The 16,949-nt window shown below is 44.2% G+C and carries 22 protein-coding genes and 1 riboswitch; of the genes, 4 read left to right on the top strand and 18 right to left on the bottom strand.

Going from position 1 to position 16,949, the window contains the following annotated elements:
• Window positions 1–9: 9 nt before the first annotated feature.
• The 8 genes from ABFV83_RS02180 to ABFV83_RS02145 all read right to left on the bottom strand — a co-directional run bounded on the left by ABFV83_RS02180 (window position 10) and on the right by ABFV83_RS02145 (window position 3,413).
• Complete coding sequence (locus tag ABFV83_RS02180; RefSeq protein WP_349947312.1) at window positions 10–663, bottom strand: hypothetical protein; 654 nt, start codon at window positions 661–663, stop codon at window positions 10–12.
• Window positions 664–674: 11 nt separating this feature from the next.
• The gene (locus ABFV83_RS02175) at window positions 675–860 is read right to left on the bottom strand and encodes a hypothetical protein (protein WP_349947311.1); all 186 of its coding nucleotides are present in this window, start codon (window positions 858–860) and stop codon (window positions 675–677) included.
• Window positions 861–862: 2 nt separating this feature from the next.
• Window positions 863–1,360 (bottom strand): siphovirus Gp157 family protein, encoded by a 498-nt coding sequence (locus tag ABFV83_RS02170; protein WP_349947310.1) that lies wholly within the window; start codon window positions 1,358–1,360, stop codon window positions 863–865.
• A gap of 52 nt (window positions 1,361–1,412) precedes the next feature.
• A complete protein-coding gene (locus ABFV83_RS02165) occupies window positions 1,413–1,727 on the bottom strand; it encodes a hypothetical protein (protein WP_349947309.1) in 315 nt (104 codons plus the stop codon).
• Window positions 1,724–1,909: a hypothetical protein gene (locus ABFV83_RS02160; RefSeq protein WP_349947308.1), complete on the bottom strand. Its 186-nt coding sequence runs from the start codon at window positions 1,907–1,909 to the stop codon at window positions 1,724–1,726. The genes ABFV83_RS02165 and ABFV83_RS02160 overlap by 4 nt, the downstream gene beginning before the upstream one ends.
• A gap of 149 nt (window positions 1,910–2,058) precedes the next feature.
• A complete protein-coding gene (locus ABFV83_RS02155; RefSeq protein WP_349947307.1) occupies window positions 2,059–2,274 on the bottom strand; it encodes a helix-turn-helix domain-containing protein in 216 nt (71 codons plus the stop codon).
• 98 nt (window positions 2,275–2,372) lie between these two features.
• A complete protein-coding gene (locus ABFV83_RS02150) occupies window positions 2,373–3,167 on the bottom strand; it encodes an antA/AntB antirepressor family protein (RefSeq protein WP_349947306.1) in 795 nt (264 codons plus the stop codon).
• A 21-nt stretch (window positions 3,168–3,188) separates the two neighbouring features.
• The gene (locus ABFV83_RS02145; protein WP_349947305.1) at window positions 3,189–3,413 is read right to left on the bottom strand and encodes a DUF739 family protein; all 225 of its coding nucleotides are present in this window, start codon (window positions 3,411–3,413) and stop codon (window positions 3,189–3,191) included.
• A gap of 162 nt (window positions 3,414–3,575) precedes the next feature.
• Between ABFV83_RS02145 and ABFV83_RS02140 the strand changes: the two genes are divergently transcribed.
• The 4 genes from ABFV83_RS02140 (at window position 3,576) to ABFV83_RS02125 (ending at window position 7,010) form a co-directional block, all read left to right on the top strand.
• Window positions 3,576–4,457: a hypothetical protein gene (locus ABFV83_RS02140; protein WP_349947304.1), complete on the top strand. Its 882-nt coding sequence runs from the start codon at window positions 3,576–3,578 to the stop codon at window positions 4,455–4,457.
• Window positions 4,458–4,474: 17 nt separating this feature from the next.
• A complete protein-coding gene (locus tag ABFV83_RS02135) occupies window positions 4,475–4,942 on the top strand; it encodes a hypothetical protein (protein WP_349947303.1) in 468 nt (155 codons plus the stop codon).
• Window positions 4,943–5,002: 60 nt separating this feature from the next.
• Window positions 5,003–5,632, top strand: coding sequence for a DUF5067 domain-containing protein (locus ABFV83_RS02130; RefSeq protein WP_349947302.1), 630 nt, complete (start codon window positions 5,003–5,005; stop codon window positions 5,630–5,632).
• A gap of 187 nt (window positions 5,633–5,819) precedes the next feature.
• Window positions 5,820–7,010, top strand: a complete 1,191-nt coding sequence (locus tag ABFV83_RS02125) for a tyrosine-type recombinase/integrase (RefSeq protein WP_349947301.1) — start codon at window positions 5,820–5,822, stop codon at window positions 7,008–7,010.
• Window positions 7,011–7,154: 144 nt separating this feature from the next.
• On the opposite strand, the gene ABFV83_RS02120 is transcribed toward ABFV83_RS02125, so the two are convergent.
• From ABFV83_RS02120 to ABFV83_RS02075, 10 genes are all read right to left on the bottom strand, one after another.
• Window positions 7,155–8,165, bottom strand: coding sequence for a GGGtGRT protein (locus tag ABFV83_RS02120; RefSeq protein WP_349947300.1), 1,011 nt, complete (start codon window positions 8,163–8,165; stop codon window positions 7,155–7,157).
• Between the two features lie 75 nt (window positions 8,166–8,240).
• Window positions 8,241–8,933 (bottom strand): nitrogen-fixing protein NifU, encoded by a 693-nt coding sequence (locus ABFV83_RS02115; RefSeq protein WP_013273550.1) that lies wholly within the window; start codon window positions 8,931–8,933, stop codon window positions 8,241–8,243.
• 158 nt (window positions 8,934–9,091) lie between these two features.
• Window positions 9,092–10,342, bottom strand: a complete 1,251-nt coding sequence (locus ABFV83_RS02110; RefSeq protein WP_349947299.1) for an NlpC/P60 family protein — start codon at window positions 10,340–10,342, stop codon at window positions 9,092–9,094.
• 196 nt (window positions 10,343–10,538) lie between these two features.
• Complete coding sequence (locus tag ABFV83_RS02105; protein ID WP_349948847.1) at window positions 10,539–11,927, bottom strand: MATE family efflux transporter; 1,389 nt, start codon at window positions 11,925–11,927, stop codon at window positions 10,539–10,541.
• Window positions 11,928–12,060: 133 nt separating this feature from the next.
• Window positions 12,061–13,449 carry an NADPH-dependent glutamate synthase gene (gene gltA / locus ABFV83_RS02100; RefSeq protein ID WP_349947298.1) on the bottom strand — a complete coding sequence of 463 codons (1,389 nt, stop codon included), beginning with the start codon at window positions 13,447–13,449 and terminating at the stop codon, window positions 12,061–12,063.
• A complete protein-coding gene (locus tag ABFV83_RS02095; RefSeq protein ID WP_349947297.1) occupies window positions 13,449–14,339 on the bottom strand; it encodes a sulfide/dihydroorotate dehydrogenase-like FAD/NAD-binding protein in 891 nt (296 codons plus the stop codon). The genes gltA and ABFV83_RS02095 overlap by 1 nt, the downstream gene beginning before the upstream one ends.
• 262 nt (window positions 14,340–14,601) lie before the next feature.
• Complete coding sequence (locus ABFV83_RS02090; protein ID WP_349947296.1) at window positions 14,602–15,093, bottom strand: dihydrofolate reductase; 492 nt, start codon at window positions 15,091–15,093, stop codon at window positions 14,602–14,604.
• A 21-nt stretch (window positions 15,094–15,114) separates the two neighbouring features.
• The gene (locus ABFV83_RS02085) at window positions 15,115–15,738 is read right to left on the bottom strand and encodes a hypothetical protein (RefSeq protein ID WP_349947295.1); all 624 of its coding nucleotides are present in this window, start codon (window positions 15,736–15,738) and stop codon (window positions 15,115–15,117) included.
• 98 nt (window positions 15,739–15,836) lie between these two features.
• Entirely contained in the window at window positions 15,837–16,415 is a 579-nt protein-coding gene (locus ABFV83_RS02080; protein WP_349947294.1) for a chloride channel protein, read from the bottom strand.
• Window positions 16,325–16,630: a hypothetical protein gene (locus ABFV83_RS02075; RefSeq protein WP_349947293.1), complete on the bottom strand. Its 306-nt coding sequence runs from the start codon at window positions 16,628–16,630 to the stop codon at window positions 16,325–16,327. The genes ABFV83_RS02080 and ABFV83_RS02075 overlap by 91 nt, the downstream gene beginning before the upstream one ends.
• Window positions 16,631–16,845: 215 nt before the next feature.
• Window positions 16,846–16,919, bottom strand: a riboswitch (Fluoride riboswitch).
• Window positions 16,920–16,949 lie beyond the last annotated feature (30 nt).

Here is a 16,949-nt window from a genome sequence, read left to right as displayed (position 1 = left end):
CGATCCTCCTTAATATGGCAGCTCTTCTTCAAAGTCTGCTTCCTGATCCGGTTCGTTATCTTCTCTTAAACGCCAGTCTGTCTGAAAGAAGTCCAGTTTCTCCATACTTGGGAAAAGAACCTCCCTGGCCTTTTCTCCAGCTTCCGTTGTATGTACCCAGTAGATGGTAGTATCATTCTTCCAGTACAGGATTCCATAGTTGTAATTGGGTCTTCCGGGCATGCCCTCCACCGTTGTCTCCAGTTCCTTGCTGCTGATAACGTCAGCCGTCAGACTCTTATCTGCCACCTTATAACTAAGATCACTATGGACCTGCAGCACGATAAAGGCGTGTGGCCAAGAGCAGAGATTGATTGGAACATAAGCGGCGTAATCCTTGGCTTCCTTCCACATCTCGTAAGCATTCGGATAGTCCGTCTCAGCGTCCTGTGTAACTTCCCCGTTTTGATGATAGTATCTATAGTACTCACCAGATTCCGGGATATCTCCGATCAGCTCCATAAGTGCCGCCTTAAATTTATTTGAGGCATACAAGATATCCGTACACAAGCCCCATGTCCCAGCATGGACCAAATAGCCTCCATTTATATTTCCAACATACAGGCCGCCACTCTTAAGAGCAGCCTTCATCATCTTTTTTAACTCACCAGTTTTTAAAAACATAATTCTCCCTTCTATCTGCCTTCATGGCCCCGTTCGGCAGCCATTCGGACAAGATCAAGCACAATGTTCAGTTCATCATAGGAAAGCTGCCATATATTGCTTACCATTAAATCCGTGATCTTTGATGATACCTTAACGAGCTGCGCCATCCGGTAAGGCGATATCTCCGAACCGGAAGTATCTGGCAGCTTGTCCATACTCATCGAATCCGCAAATGCTCTCCACGTGGTTCAAAGTGGGCCCAGTCAACCTGTTTCTCTGAAAGAAGCTGACGGACGGCTTCCTTATTCACTACTGGCGGTTGCGGAATGGTATACTTAGGCGGAATATCCTCCACACTTCCATCAATAACCAAAGGCTCTGCTCCACCATTCTTGCAGATTGAATAGCTGAAAAGGGCTGTTTTGAACTTCTCTTTTCCGGTATAGCGCATGTTTTCCATGAGATACTCCTTGATCCATCTATCCTTTCCTTCCAGCTGCTTTGCCCTTGCATTAAGCCTGTCCATTTCCGCTTCAATGGCTTTAATGCTGGACTGAATCTCCATATGTATCTTGGCAAGGTTGTCCGATTTTTCTTCAAATTCTCCGAAGATAGCCTCCAGCGTATCCTTCATAATCTGCGGATCAATATCCTCCGCATAGCACAGTTCTTCAAAGGCTTTATACTCCTCTGCGATTACATATAATTTTTCCATCTTGATTTCCTCCGATAGATTCCCTATAATAGGGATGTGAAATATTTACGTGTTACCTTGATTCCCTGGGAGTTGCAGCTCCTGGGGTTTCTGCTTTTAGAGTCTGTATGACTCCATCAATTTCTGAAATTGCTTTTTCGTGTTCCAGTTTAGAAACCTGAAACCGTTTGAGCAGTGCAGTTCTAGCCCGCTTAGTCACCACAATGTATTGGCCGATTCCCTGCTTTACCATGATCGCATCCTGAAACTCTGCCTTAACATACGGAAAAAATTCATCCGCCAGTGCTTCATTTGCCATGCCGTAGGGCGATCCTTTCCGATTCCCCAATTCCTTTAAGTAATAGTCCAGACAATCTTTATCCATCATGATTCCTCAACTCCTTTCACACATTTTTGAACCTCATCCCAAAACACCCAAAGAAGCTGGCCGTCCTGAAACTTTAAATTTACCATTCCGGCCTCCAAATCAAACTCCATTGCTGCAGCCTCCTGGCCTGTATATTCTGGGTGCACATCGGACGCATACGTTACCGTATCTCCTGTCTTCATATTGCTTGTCCTCCTTTCACATCACCTCTAACGCACCGCACGTACCCAAAATCACAATCACACAGGCAACAAAAATCACTGCCGGCATAAACCATTTCATAAACTCCATCAAGTGTGACGGGCGGGTGTCGGTGTAATCATCTAAGTTATCAAAGTGCTTTTGCACGTGGTTCCTCCTTTCCCAAATTGGATACCGGATACTGTTCGATGAACCTCTCAAGGTCCGATCCTCTTACCTTCTTAGATCCCAACGACAAACAGGGAAGCTTTTCTTCCTTGATAAGTTCATACACAGCATCAGTGTTCACTTTTAAGACTTTGGATACTTCTTTAACGGTATAAAGCGGTTCATACGTTTTTACCACCGTTCTTCCTCCTCTCATAATCCTTGCAGGTATACCGCCTGCTACGCTCAAGACAACGATTGCGGTATCGGCAGGACTTACATGAATATGTAATCACATCAAGCCGCCCCATACTTGATTGCCATTTCTTTTACGATGGCTGTGTACCCTTCAATCAGTTTCTTGTCCTCCGCTATAATATCCACCTGGGAGAGCTTGTCTCTTTTAGACTTGCAGACACCCTCGTCAGCCATGCGTCTACGCTTATTTGTAAGGCGTTGCTTCAAACTGACCCCCATCCGCTTTTCCAGAAGTTCGTAGCTTTCGGCCCTGACCTGCTGAAAGGCCTGTCCTCCTCCTAACTCCTGCGCTATCTTATTAATAAGGTTGCGGGTGTCTTCCCGCCATGAAGTGGTGTCCAAGGCCACTATTTCTCGGATGCTTTCCACACGATTGTTTACTTCCGCAATCTCCCTTGACTGCCGTTTCTGTTCCATTTCAATATTTATCATAAGTCGGAGTTCCGGGGACATATCCTGCATTCGCAGTATCATTTCTTTTGTTTTATCCTCCACCCTGGTAAAATACTCCCGGGCCTGTTCGCCGCGTTCATTCTTCTGGGTCATGGAAAGCTTCTTTGCAAACTTGGCTGTCAACTTAAAATCCTGCGTAGGTCTGCCGCCTTGGGGGTTTTCGTCATTCAGTACGAAAACCTCATAATCCGTACCTTCATCAGCAAACTGGTTGTCAATAATGTTTGCTTTGTACCATTTAGAGTAGTTGCTTGGATTCAGTTCCAAAAACTCATAAAGCTTCTTTGCTGTGGTCATTCCGTCTTCATCAATCCCCAGAGCAATTTCAATGGGGGTCAGGTTTGATGTGTCCGCCGTTGTTTGGCTTATTAAATCATTCATTTATGTATCCTCCTTTGTTGTTCAATGACTTTGAACATTTTCACTAAAAAAATAATGCTGCATATCGCCCTTATCTATTCTCAATAAATGAGAAGCTTTGGTTATTTCTGGCTGCTTCCAAAAAACCTGATTACTTAATTTTAAAGAACACGTTCTCTCGGACCACCCCATAGCAGCGGCGAATGACTGCTGTTTTCCAAAGTATTCAATGATTCTTCCTTTTAGCTTGCTATAATCATAGGCCATGACTATTCCTCCTTTCATTTGCTCAATTAGTTTGAACACTCTTATCATAGCATTGCCTTTTTTCTTTGTCAATAATGTATGTTCAATAAACTTGAATCTTTCTCTTGAACTTTTGTTCAATACATGCTATAATTGCGCTATCACATGAAAGGAAGATGCATCATGAAAGCAACTACCGCAGACCGCCTCAAGGAAGTAATGAAGCGTTACGAATTGAGACAAGTCGATATATTGAAACGAGCAGAACCTTACTGCAAGCAATATGAGATAAAAATGGGCAGAAATGATTTATCACAATATGTGTCAGGGAAAGTATCCCCCGGGCAAGACAAACTTACTATACTAGCTTTGGCATTAGGGGTTTCTGAAACATGGCTCATGGGATACGATGTACCAATGGAACGCAATGGCCACGAGGACCCCGAGCTTCTTAAGCGTGATGCTATACTTGAAGACATAGAAGATATTTTAAAAAACGAAGGATACACTCTTTTCTGTGAAAACTATGACGACGATTATTTTCTCGTAAAGGATCTGCATAACCAAACAGTGATTGGCTTTTATGATTACGATTTATTAGCTAAATATAACTATCTTCAAAAAAAAGGCAAAGTTACTGCTAACTTGTTACTTTCATCCGAAACTACATTCTTCAAATATCTAGGGAGTTTGGGTTATTACATCAGTAGAGACGATTTAGAACACAAACCATTTATTCACTACGATAATGGCACTGTGAGAATAGAGCCCGATACACTAGACAGCATCAGAACTAGAATTGATACTTACGCAAAAGCCACTATTGATTCTGAGATATTAGCGTTACAAGAGAAAGAAATTAAGCTAGAGCGTCTTGAAAAAGAGCGCCTCGTCAGGCATCTACGGGATAAAAACGTCTATTCATGTAGCCAATTTGATAAAGATAGAAAAACTTATCTGGAAGCAGACGCCGCCCACCAGCGAACAGACCTTTCAAAGGGCGAATTGAATGACGCGGCAAGAAACAAACATGATGATGAGATCATGGACGATCCAAACTTCTAGGGGGAGGTTGTATTTTATTGAGTTATGAAGAACTATTAGAGGAAGCGGATACAGCAGGGCTTATTGTAAAAGAAAAGCCCCTCCGGAATAACGACGGGCGCTTAAAAGGCAAAAGAATCGCCATAAGGCAAGACATTCCTACCACTTCGAAGAAGGCAGACGTTCTGGCCGAAGAAATGGGGCACTATTACACCTCTGTGGGCAGGATCATAGAGCAGAATACTGTTGGCAGTGCAAAACAGGAACGGACTGCCCGCTTATGGGGGTATAATAAAAGAATTGGACTTGTTGGTCTTATCAACGCTTTTAAGGCGCATTGCGAAACCTTGTATGATATAGCAGAATTTCTAGGGGTATCCGAGGATACTCTTGCCGATGCAATTGAAAGCTATCGTCAGATCTATGGGGAATGTGTCAGGGTAGATAATTATATAATTTGCTTTGAACCCTATTTACATGCGCGTACATTTTTTATGCCAGAATAAACTTTTTAAAATTAAAATAGCCTATGGCTTTTTAATAAAAATAATTATGGAGGTTATGAGATGAAAAAAGCAAAATTAATAATCACAACTGCTATTCTTTCAGCAGCCATGAGCACGGCGGTCTTTGCTGGAGAATGGAAGCAAGATACTAATGGTTGGTGGTATCAGAATGATAATGGAGGGTACCCAGTAAACTGTTGGCAGGACATAAACGGAAAACAGTATTACTTCAATGAATCCGGATATATTCTCACCAACACAACTACGCCCGATGGGAAACAAGTCGGAGCTGATGGCGCAATGATGCAAGCACCGCTTTTTGATTTTGATATTAATGATAGTCATGTAAAATACACCAAACATGAACTCTCCACTGATTACGAAGGCAATGCCTGTGTGATTGTATACTATGATTTCACAAATAAATCAGATAAGGCCCTAAGTGCAATGGGTAGTGGCAGCTATATAAAAGCCTACCAAAACGGAATTGAATGTGATAGGGCTTATCCGTCATCATCTGAGAACAAAGCCATTGACAATCATTACAAAAATATTATGCCGGGTGTAACCCTTAACGTTGCGGAAGCCTTCAAAATTTCAGACAAAAGTGATATCACTCTCACGCTTTCAGATTTATGGGATTGGAGTTCAAACAAAAAAACAGCAACAGCTATATTAAATCTTAAATAGGAAAAACCGCCCGGTGCTGGTAACACCAAACGGCTTAACATAGATTTTCTCTTACCAGGTACTCCCGGAAAAATATAACCTATATCTTCAATAGAATTATATCATTTTCGGAACGTCCTGGCAAGGGGCGTATTTTTGTACTCAAAAATAAGTTGGGACGTCGAAACTCACGAAAGGAAATGATATTATGGGAGAATTAATAACCAGAAAGCGCGGAAAGACCTGGGAATGGTCATTTGAAAGCGCGCGAATAGATGGAAAACGGAAACGTGTTACCAAAGGTGGTTACAGGACTAAATCCGATGCAATAGAAGCCGGCACCCAAGCCAAAGCCGAATACGATAACGCCGGTATTCACTTTTCCCCCTCCGAAATATCGGTATCTGATTTTTATGATCTATGGCTAGACGAATATTGCAAGGTGAACCTTAGCACAGATACGATCATCGGATATCGAAAAAAGATTAATTTACACATAAAGCCGGCCTTAGGAAAATATAGGCTGAAATCTCTTACCCCGGCCATCATTCAAAAATTACTCAATGATAAATTCAATCAGGGATATAGCCGTAATACCCTCTCTGTATTAAAAGGACTTCTAACGGGCGCACTAAAATATGCCGTTGAACCTATGCATTTTATTAAATATAATCCTGCTTCCGGAGCAAAGCTCCCATCTCATAGAGCTATACCAGAGACTCCTTCCAGGAAAAAAGAGAAGAATATCATTCCAGCTGAACAATGGGAGGCAATTATAAACCGTTTTCCTGAAGGGCACACCTGTTTTATTCCTTTGCAGCTTGCTTATCGCTGCGGCCTGCGTTTGGGAGAGGTATTTGCGCTTATGTGGAGCGATATAGACTTTGAAGCAAAAACGCTTAATGTAAATAAACAAGTGCAAAATTTAGACGGATCATGGGCTTTCTATGCTCCGAAATATAATTCAGCACGCATAATACCCCTGGATAGTAAAATGCTGGACATATTGAAACGGGCGAAAGCTAATCAAGAGAGAGCAAGGGAATACTATGCTGAGCATTATACAATTTTATATGAGGACAATAAAAGGCATATAAACACAGAAGGGAATGGATCTGAGATATTTATGATTAATCGCCGTGAAAACGGAACCTATATACAACCCCGGGTTCTTCAGCATTGTAGTCGTATCATACACCATCAACTTGGATTTGGTAACTTTGATTTTCACTCTCTTCGGCATACTCATGCCACCATACTTCTAGAAAATGGAGCCAACCCAAAAGATGTCCAGGCAAGACTTGGGCATAAAAACATAGAAGAGACGCTGCAGATATATACTCATGTAACTTCTAAAATGCAGGACCAAACGATCAGTATACTCGAGAACATACCGTAGTTTGTCTACCAAGTTTATAAGCGGTAGACAAACGGTAGACAAGACCATATTTCTTACCCAGATAATCAAAAAGAGGAGCCGCCAAAGCGAACTCCTCTTTTCTCTATCAAATGGTATTTTCCCTTTAAAAATAAAGGTTTTTCCTTAGAATTTACCGTCTCTTGCACTCTCCTCGATGCCTACAGCCACAGCCACGGTAGCTCCGACCATAGGGTTATTTCCCATACCGATCAGACCCATCATTTCCACGTGAGCCGGAACGGAAGAAGAACCTGCGAACTGGGCATCAGAATGCATACGTCCCATGGTATCAGTCATACCGTAGGAAGCAGGACCTGCTCCCATATTATCCGGATGAAGGGTACGTCCTGTACCGCCGCCGGATGCTACGGAGAAGTACTTCTTGCCCTTCTCTGAACATTCCTTCTTATAAGTTCCTGCAACCGGATGCTGGAATCTGGTTGGGTTGGTAGAGTTTCCTGTAATAGAAACGTCAACACCTTCCTTCCACATAACTGCAACACCTTCTGTAACATCGTTTGCACCGTAGCAGTTAACTTTTGCTCTTAAGCCTTCTGAATAGGACTTTCTCCAAAGCTCTTTTACTTCGCCTTTGTAGTAATCCATCTCTGTTTCTACATATGTAAATCCATTGATTCTGGAAATGATCTGAGCGGCATCTTTTCCTAAACCATTTAAAATAACTCTTAATGGTTTCTGACGAACCTTGTTTGCCTTCTCAGCAATACCAATTGCGCCTTCTGCTGCTGCAAAGGACTCATGACCTGCCAAAAAGCAGAAACACTCGGTCTCTTCTTCCAGAAGCATCTTTCCTAAGTTACCATGTCCCAGACCTACTTTACGCTGGTCGGCAACGGAACCTGGAATACAGAAAGCCTGAAGACCTTCTCCAATCGCTGCTGCTGCGTCTGCCGCTTTTCTGCAGTCCTTCTTGATTGCAATTGCTGCGCCAACGATGTAAGCCCAACAGGCATTCTCAAAACAGATCGGCTGGATCTTCTTCACCTGCTCGTATACATCCAGACCTGCATCTTTTGTAATCTTTTCAGCTTCTTCAATAGAAGCAATGCCATAGCTGTTTAATACAGAATTGATTTTGTCAATTCTTCTCTCATATGATTCAAATAATGCCATTATCTTGTCCTCCTTATTATTGGCCAAATATCTTCGCTTTGATAACCGGTAACCGACAGGCTTGTGCCAAACCGATTATTCATGTCTTGGGTCAATGATCTTAGCAGCTTCGGCAACACGTCCGTACTGTCCCTTTGCCTTTTCCCAAGCAGTATTCGGATCATCACCCTTCTTGATGAAGTCAGTCATCTTTCCAAGGCTTACGAACTGATAGCCAATGATCTGGTCTTCTTCATCGAGAGCAATACCGGTTACATAGCCTTCCGCCATCTCTAAGTAACGAGGACCTTTCTTTAATGTTCCGTACATGGTACCAACCTGTGAACGGAGACCCTTTCCTAAGTCTTCCAGTCCCGCACCTACCGGAAGTCCATCCTCAGAAAATGCACTCTGTGTTCTGCCGTATGCGATCTGTAAAAACAATTCTCTCATAGCAGTGTTGATCGCGTCACAAACAAGGTCTGTATTTAATGCTTCTAAAACGGTAAGTCCTGGTAAGATCTCTGCTGCCATAGCAGCGGAGTGTGTCATACCGGAGCAGCCGATTGTCTCTACTAATGCTTCCTGAATAATACCCTCTTTTACGTTAAGAGTCAACTTGCATGCACCCTGCTGAGGAGCACACCAGCCAACGCCATGTGTCAGACCGGAGATATCTTTAACTTCTCTAGATTTTACCCATTTTGCTTCTTCTGGGATTGGAGCAGCGCCGTGATGAACGCCCTGTGCCACTGTGCACATCTCTTCTACTTCCTGTGAATAAATCATGTTAAAACTCCTTTCGAATAAGTAATAATTGTGAACAGTACTTTGTTAAATATATCACATCATACTTGATTACATTTTCTCATATAATGTCGAATTCCGCAAGCCCTTTTTAAGGAAACAGGAGGGGATATGATTATCCCCTCCTGTTTCCTTATTCCCTATAAAATTCTTCTTACGGAAAGGATCGTCCTGTAAGTAGCTGTTCCCACCTTAATTCCCGTTGCTGGAGAACTGGCATGAACAATCTGTCCATTGCCGATATAGATCCCGATATGGCCTGCATAGCAGATAAGATCTCCCGGCTGGGCCTCGGAATAGGATACCTCACGGCCGGCAGAGCGCTGCTCCGAAGAGCTTCTTGGAAGAGAATACCCGAAATGCCTGTAAATAGCCTGTACAAATCCGGAGCAGTCTGCACCATTGGTCAGGCTGGTTCCTCCAAATACATAGGGGTTCCCCACAAACTGAAGTCCGTAATCCGCAACCGCACGGCCTTCCGCTGTTCCGCCGTTGCTCTTGGCTGCAGACGGACCGGTGTACTTGTTGTTGGGATTGGAGGACTTGGGCTTTGAGCTGGTGTTTGCCGCAGCCTTCCTTCTGGCCTCTTCCTCCGCCTTTTTCCTGGCTTCTTCGGCTGCCTTCTTCCTGGCTTCCTCTTCTTTTGCCTTACGGATCTCCTCATTCTTCTTTGCTACCGTCTTGGCATAAGCAGCCGCATCCTGCTTAGCCTGTGCAAGCTGGCTGTCAAAATTAGATACTTCCTTCTTCTTCGTGGAGATCAGATTCTCAAGTGCGGACTGCTGTTCCTTGTACTCTAGCTCCATGACCTCCATCTCAGCCTTGTCCTCTTCTAAGTCTGACTTATAATCGGCCACCTTCTGCTTTGTCTCCTGGAAGGTTATGAGCATATCCCGGTCGTATGTATAAATTCCTTCTACGTATTCCGCCTTATTAAGAAGGTCAGACATGTTCTTCACCTGAAGGAAAATATCCAGATATTCGGTATCTCCCTTTTCATACATGTACTGGATCCTCTTTTTCATGGAGACGTACTGCTTTTCTTCATCTTTCTTGGCCTCTGCATAATCAAGCTCAGCCTGCTTGATCTCTGCTTCCTTGTTGGCCATATCACTTTCCAGAACCTTGATATCAGACAAAAGAACAGTCAGATCAGAGGTCAGCTTTGACACCTGATTCTGTGCAGCGCTCTTTTTGCTTTCAGCATCCTGGGCCTTTTTATTTGCCTCTTCCAGCTTTTTTTGCGCTTCCTGTTTTTCTTTTTCCGCTTTTGACGTGGCCCAGGCGGGAACAGTCTGGCCGCAGACCATTGCACTTACCAACAGACCGCAGAGAAGCTTTTTGAACATTCTCCTGTTTCTTTCATACATATTCTGTATTTTTCGTTTCATCGTCAGTTCCTTTTCCCTTTTTTTCTACCTTATATGTTATCGTATATTCATGGTAAAATTCAAGTACTATTTTGTTAAATTTTGAAATATTTATGAAATAACTGGATTATGGCCTCTTCACCCCTCATTCTCTTCTATTCCCCAGCAGTGCGCAGATCATGATTGCTGTAAAATACGGCAGGTGCCTATTTCTCTTTTAATCCGTCTGTTCAAGACCCGTTTCCGTCTGGACCAGGTGTTTATCCCCGGGCAGTTTTCCCGACACAATAAGGAAAGAGAGAAAGAATAAAATTCCTTTGATAATGCTTGAAATCGTGAAAGCCCACCAGATTCCGTCAAGGCCAAGGGATGTACTGCTTAATATCATAGCAAAAGGTATTCTGGCAGAAGTAAACACAACGCTGATGACCGAGCAGAGAAGGGTCCGGCCAAGGCCAGAGAGAGCCCCTACTGTTGTCAGTTCAATGCACATGAACATCTGGCAGTAGCCCAGGATCACCAGATAACGCACTCCCATGGGAATAACCTCTGGTTCATGGATGAACAATCCGAATATTTGCTCCGGAAAGCAGACCAGAAGAACGGAACAGAACAATCCCCATACAAACATAACTCCAGTAGCCGTAAAATAGCCTTTTTTCACTCTTCCATACTGTCCGGCCCCGTAATTTTGCCCCACAAAGGAATTAATGGCTGCTCCAAATCCATCTGCCGTCATCCATGATATGGATTCGATCTGGCCGCCCACCCGGAGCACTGCCACAGCTGTATCCCCAAATCCGGTCACAAACCGGGTCAGGATCATGGAAATGCTGGTGTAGATAAAGTTCTGAACAGAGGCAGGAAAACCAATCTGAATCATGGCTTTCATATAATCCCAGGGTACCTTAGAAAGTACCTTCACCTTATCAAACACCACCTGGTCCTTTCGTATGGCTATTAAGAATACTGTGGTAACTACTGCCTGGGCCATGACCGTAGCAACAGCCGCTCCCGCCACTCCTGAACCTTTCAGTGGCCCCACCCCAAAGATCAGGACAGGATCCAGTATCATATTCAAAACCAGGCCGATAAAGTTAGCAAGCAGCGGTGTTCTGCTGTCTCCCATAGCTGTCATGATCCCGGTAATAATCGAATTCAAATAGGAAAATATAATCAAACCACAGGTGATCTTTAAATAAACCTGGGCATTATAGGCAACGGAAGCATCGTTCAGTCCGAAAAATCCGATCAAAGGCCTTGCCCCCAAAAATGTCACCATGCCATACAGCAGCGCAAACAAAAGCCCCATCTGAATGGAACCGGAAGCATAGATTGCCGCTTCTTTTCTGTCTCCCTTTCCAAGAGAATGGGCTACCTTTACCTGGCCGCCCATTTTTGCCAGAGCCACAACGCCCTGGGAAAGCCAGACGTACATGCCCCCTGCACCCACCGCCGCAACAGCAGGTGAACCAACAAAACCAATCCAGGCCATATCTGTCAGACTATAGGCCATCTGAACCAGGGCCGTGACCATAATAGGAAGGGCCAGACCGGTCAGTGATGTAAAAATGTGTCCTTTTAATAAATCAATTTTCTTGTTCATAAAATATGTGTCACAACCTTTCAAAAGGACCGCCATTAAATGGCGGCCCTTAATTTCTACAGGCAATGAGCCAGACCCAGGAATGGTTCCATTCCTGTATCCGGTAAATGCTGCGGATATTTGACTATCTGGATTATTCCTGGGAAGAAAGGTATTCATGAATCCCTCTTGCTCCAGCCCGTCCGGCTTCCATAGCCAGAATAACGGTTGCAGCACCTGTTACCGCATCTCCTCCTGCATAAACGCCCTCTTTGCTGGTCTTTCCAGTCGATTCCTCAGCAATGATACATTTGCGCTTATTGATATCCAGTCCTTTTGTTGTATTTGATATAAGTGGGTTAGGTGAAGTACCCAGGGACATGATAACGGTATCCACATCAATGATGAATTCAGATCCTTCTATCTCCACGGGTCTTCTTCTTCCGGAAGCATCCGGCTCGCCAAGCTCCATTTTGATGCATTTCATTCCTTTTACCCAGCCTTTTTCATCGGTGAGAATCTCTACCGGGTTGGTTAAAAGATTGAAAATGATTCCTTCTTCCTTTGCATGGTGAACTTCTTCCGCTCTTGCAGGAAGCTCCGCCTCACTTCTTCTATATACAACGTGTACCTCTGCGCCAAGACGAAGGGCCGTTCTGGCAGCATCCATGGCAACGTTACCGCCGCCTACCACTGCAACCTTGCTGCCCGCTACGATAGGAGTATCATAATCACTGCGGAAAGCCTTCATCAGGTTGCTTCTGGTTAAATATTCGTTGGCAGAGCATACGCCGTTTGCGTTCTCTCCCGGAATTCCCATGAACATGGGAAGACCTGCTCCGGAACCGATGAATACAGCCTGGAATCCTTCTTCATCCAAAAGCTCATCAATGGTCACAGACTTGCCGATGATTACATTGGTCTCGATCTTAACGCCAAGCTTTCTCACGTTGTCAATCTCTGGCTGAACTACCCCTTCCTTTGGAAGACGGAATTCAGGAATGCCGTAGGTCAATACGCCGCCCGGCTCATGAAGAGCTTCAAAAATAGTAACCTCATAGCCCAGTTTAGCCAGGTCACCGGCACAGGTTAATCCGGAAGGACCGGAACCGATGACAGCCACCTTCTTGCCATTGGTCTTTTCCGGGGCAGCCGGTACGAAACCGTGCTCTCTGGACCAATCCGCCACAAAACGCTCCAGCTTTCCGATGGAAATGGGTTCACCCTTGATTCCGCGGATACACTTGCCTTCGCACTGGCTCTCCTGAGGACATACCCGGCCGCAGACTGCAGGAAGTGCAGAGGACTGTGCAATGATCTTGGCAGCCTCTTCATGATTTCCGTTTTCTACTTCCTTAATAAATCCTGGAATATTAATGGATACCGGGCAGCCTGCCACGCATTTCGGGTTTTTGCAATTAATGCAGCGGCTGGCTTCTTCTTTTGCTTCTTCTTCGTTATATCCAAGACAAACCTCTTCAAAGTTGGTCGCTCTTACTTTTGGATCCTGTTCTCTTACTGGTACTTTCTTTAATACATCCATTACTCGTTACCTCCACACATTCCGCAGCCGCCGTGATGAGTATCGCCTTCACGTTCTTTTAAAACCGCGCGCCCTTCTTCAGATTTATACATCATCTGGCGCTTCATGGCCTCGTCAAAATTCACCAGATGGCCGTCAAACTCCGGTCCATCCACGCAGGCAAATTTCACTTCATCGCCAACAGTGACACGGCAGGCACCGCACATGCCGGTTCCGTCTACCATGACCGGGTTTAAGCTGACAACGGTAGGAATACCCAGTTCCTTGGTCACAAGGCAGACGAACTTCATCATGATCATGGGTCCGATGGCAACGCACACATCGTATTTCTTCCCCTGGTTCTGAACCAGGTCCTTGATTACCTCAGTTACCAGGCCTTTTCTTTCATAGGAACCGTCATCTGTGGTCACATATAAATTTCCGGCCTGCTCCCTCATGGCATCTTCCAGAATCAATAAGTCCTTGGTCTTTGCTCCCATGATGACATCCACATCAATACCGTGTTCTCTCATCCATTTTACCTGGGGATAAACAGGAGCCGTTCCCACACCTCCGGCTACAAATAAATATTTCTTTTTCTTCAGTTCTTCTATGTCATCGTGTACGAATTCTGAGGCATTGCCCAGAGGACCTACCACGTCTGTAAAGCTGTCTCCGGTCTTTAACACAGCCATCTTTTCTGTACTTGCGCCTACTGTCTGGAATACAATGGTAATGCTGCCCTTCTCACGATCATAATCACAGATGGTCAGGGGAATTCTCTCTCCTTTTTCATCCATCTTGACAATAACAAATTCTCCAGGCTGGCAGGCTTTGGCAATCCGAGGTGCTTCCACATCCATCAGATAGATCTTGTCAGCTAACATCTCTGCTTTTAAAATCTTATACATCTTCATCCTCCTAATGTCTTCGTGAATATACCTGTACACCTTTCCTGATAGCCTTCCCCAACGATCAGGTGAAATAGTACTCGTATCATCTTACCATTTTTAAAGGGCACTGACAACATTTATTAAAAAAATATCAATAAAAATTTATAGATACGGTCGAACTTTGCCGATTTTTTACCAGGTTTTGTATCCTGATGAATCAACTGGATATGCTTATATATCCAGTCGATTCACAAAAGAAAGGCTGAAAAACGCCTTACTTTCAACCTTTTCTCCGATACATGCGGAAGGTATAGCATAAATCAAAATAGGTCTGCTCATCGCTCTCCGCGGCCATTTCCCATGTCGGATCCTGGTCTAAATTAGGGAAATGGGTATCAGCGCTGTACCTATAGTCAATATAAGTCACATGGGCCGTATCACAATATGGGAGGAACTGCTCATAAACGCTTTGCCCTCCTATGACAAAACAATCCTCTTCCGAATATTTGCCAAGTTCTTCCAGAGCTTCTGAAAGGCTGTGGCAGACAATCGCTCCCTTTACTTTGTAATCCGGGTTCCTGGTCAATATGATATTGGTTCTTCCATAGAGCGGCTGCTTACCGGGAAGGCTCTCGAGGGTCTTTCGTCCCATGACGATCACCTTTCCCATAGTTTCCTCCCGAAACAGCTTTTTATCCTCCGGGATGGAAACAAGAAGCTGGCCCTGATTGCCGATGGACCAGTTTTTATCCACTGCAACAACGATATTCATAGGTCACCCCCTCCTTTTCCTTTATTCTTCTTCCCCAATAATCAGTTCTTTTGCATAAGGAAGAGTTTCGATCCACCGGCATAAGGTATGCCATTCTTCCAGCTTGTGGCTGCGTCTTGCAAAATAGATGTTGATCAGGGTTTCATAATTCAGGGTGCATGTCCTCATCTGGTTATAGCTGGAGGGAAGAAGCTGGATTAAATCGTACCAGTCTTCTTTTTTCTTTGTCTCTATGTAACGGAGACGGATCTTTTCCAATTCAGCCACCACGGTTTCCATAAAAGCCAGCGTCCCTTCTGTCATACGGTCATGGCTGAAGTCTTCCAGTTCAAAGGACTTGCTGTGGATCTTGTGCATGGTGCTGGTGGAATTGGCCACGGTGGCCACTTTATAGGTATCGTATTCTTTCCACCAGTAAAGGGGAGCCGTAATATCCACAGACACCAGGATCTGCCGGATGTATTTGCGGTGATCGCTTCCAGCCTTTCTCAGCCGTTTGGCAAGGCCAAGATCATTAGGTCCAAGGATGTATTCTCCCTCTTCATTATATTCGCTGTCCATCCGGTTCCAGCTGTTCATGGGATTTCTTGCACCCCGAATGGCATTTTCTATGTTCATTACACTGGTTCTTTCGCAGTTTAACATGGTATCTTCCTCTCTGTTGTGTTAATCCTTGTTTCATGGCTCTATTCATTATAGAGCATAATACCCGTTTCATCCATTGAATTATTTGTCAAGAAGTCCTATATCGTATAATTTTTTTGTGCCGTATAAATGGATCTGTTTCCATTAAATATATACGCAATGTTGCAGACCACAAAAAAATATGGCAGATAAGAATAGCCGAAAACCGCTGCATATCCCATTGCTGCAACAAACTCAACAGGTAACCCCAGGATTCCCCCAATGGCTGCCCTCAGGCTTGCTCCTATGGCAAACAAAGGTGTGACCTCTCCTCCATGGAAACCGGCGGAAATCAAATTTGTTCCCAGCCCGGAATATCTTCCCATTCCAAGCAGAATAAACAGGATTACCAGAAACGTGCCGGCTATTGCCGCTTTTTTAGCCGGATCCTGGAAGATTTTCCCAAGCCTGCTTTTCATAAAAGCAAGACCGTATGCAAACATTGAACCTACCAGGCCGAACAGGATCCCTATTACGATCAGCTTCACCACAAATGGAGCATCCATCTGGAGCCTGGCACCAAGGTCATAATGGAATTTTTCCAATTTCAGTGCTTTTGATACCGTACTGGCTGTAAAGGAATTCTGTCTTCCTCCCCATGACCGACCTGAAAAATCAATCCCATTCCTTTTATGCATTTTCCTTCATCCCAACGATACAATCTGACTGCCAGAACTCCTGCAGCAGGAAGAAAAATAATCAGTGGAATAAAATATTTTTCCCGTAATTCTGTCACATAAATCAAAACCTTGCCAAAGCCTGTATCCAATATCCCCACGACTCCGCCGATCACCACTCCGCAAATCCCTAAGATCAGCAATTCCCTGTACTTTATCAGTTTTTTCTCCAGCATATACCAATTCCTCCACGAGATCATGACAACCTGTAAAACCTTTGGTCACTTTATATTTTGCGTTTTTATACGAATTCAAACACTGGCAGCTGCGAAAAACTCGAAAGCGTGTTTTCCGCAGCTGCCGCGGCATTCGCTCAATGAATATTCCAGCCTGTTCATTCAGCTCATTGCCCGCGCAAATAAAAAGCTGACAGTTCCTGTATATTCAATCAAAATATACAGAAGCCATCAGCAAATTGCGGTTTTGATATTCCTATCATGGGAACGCTTCATTCCCATTTCAAACTTATTATACAAGTTTCTCTTCTCATGTCAA

The sequence above is a fragment of the Lacrimispora sp. BS-2 genome (assembly GCF_040207125.1).
Lineage (GTDB): Bacteria > Bacillota > Clostridia > Lachnospirales > Lachnospiraceae > Lacrimispora.
This window is presented reverse-complemented; position numbering and strand designations above follow the sequence as displayed.

Bases quoted from the DNA above. Each gene is read 5' to 3' on its own strand.
- ABFV83_RS02180 (WP_349947312.1), bottom strand. From the start codon at position 663: ATGTTTTTAAAAACTGGTGAGTTAAAAAAGATGATGAAGGCTGCTCTT.
- ABFV83_RS02175 (WP_349947311.1), bottom strand. From the start codon at position 860: ATGGACAAGCTGCCAGATACTTCCGGTTCGGAGATATCGCCTTACCGG.
- ABFV83_RS02170 (WP_349947310.1), bottom strand. From the start codon at position 1,360: ATGGAAAAATTATATGTAATCGCAGAGGAGTATAAAGCCTTTGAAGAA.
- ABFV83_RS02165 (WP_349947309.1), bottom strand. From the start codon at position 1,727: ATGATGGATAAAGATTGTCTGGACTATTACTTAAAGGAATTGGGGAAT.
- ABFV83_RS02160 (WP_349947308.1), bottom strand. From the start codon at position 1,909: ATGAAGACAGGAGATACGGTAACGTATGCGTCCGATGTGCACCCAGAA.
- ABFV83_RS02150 (WP_349947306.1), bottom strand. From the start codon at position 3,167: ATGAATGATTTAATAAGCCAAACAACGGCGGACACATCAAACCTGACC.
- ABFV83_RS02145 (WP_349947305.1), bottom strand. From the start codon at position 3,413: ATGGCCTATGATTATAGCAAGCTAAAAGGAAGAATCATTGAATACTTT.
- ABFV83_RS02140 (WP_349947304.1), top strand. From the start codon at position 3,576: ATGAAAGCAACTACCGCAGACCGCCTCAAGGAAGTAATGAAGCGTTAC.
- ABFV83_RS02130 (WP_349947302.1), top strand. From the start codon at position 5,003: ATGAAAAAAGCAAAATTAATAATCACAACTGCTATTCTTTCAGCAGCC.
- ABFV83_RS02125 (WP_349947301.1), top strand. From the start codon at position 5,820: ATGGGAGAATTAATAACCAGAAAGCGCGGAAAGACCTGGGAATGGTCA.
- ABFV83_RS02120 (WP_349947300.1), bottom strand. From the start codon at position 8,165: ATGGCATTATTTGAATCATATGAGAGAAGAATTGACAAAATCAATTCT.
- ABFV83_RS02115 (WP_013273550.1), bottom strand. From the start codon at position 8,933: ATGATTTATTCACAGGAAGTAGAAGAGATGTGCACAGTGGCACAGGGC.
- ABFV83_RS02110 (WP_349947299.1), bottom strand. From the start codon at position 10,342: ATGAAACGAAAAATACAGAATATGTATGAAAGAAACAGGAGAATGTTC.
- ABFV83_RS02105 (WP_349948847.1), bottom strand. From the start codon at position 11,927: ATGAACAAGAAAATTGATTTATTAAAAGGACACATTTTTACATCACTG.
- gltA (WP_349947298.1), bottom strand. From the start codon at position 13,449: ATGGATGTATTAAAGAAAGTACCAGTAAGAGAACAGGATCCAAAAGTA.
- ABFV83_RS02095 (WP_349947297.1), bottom strand. From the start codon at position 14,339: ATGTATAAGATTTTAAAAGCAGAGATGTTAGCTGACAAGATCTATCTG.
- ABFV83_RS02090 (WP_349947296.1), bottom strand. From the start codon at position 15,093: ATGAATATCGTTGTTGCAGTGGATAAAAACTGGTCCATCGGCAATCAG.
- ABFV83_RS02085 (WP_349947295.1), bottom strand. From the start codon at position 15,738: ATGTTAAACTGCGAAAGAACCAGTGTAATGAACATAGAAAATGCCATT.
- ABFV83_RS02080 (WP_349947294.1), bottom strand. From the start codon at position 16,415: ATGCATAAAAGGAATGGGATTGATTTTTCAGGTCGGTCATGGGGAGGA.
- ABFV83_RS02075 (WP_349947293.1), bottom strand. From the start codon at position 16,630: ATGCTGGAGAAAAAACTGATAAAGTACAGGGAATTGCTGATCTTAGGG.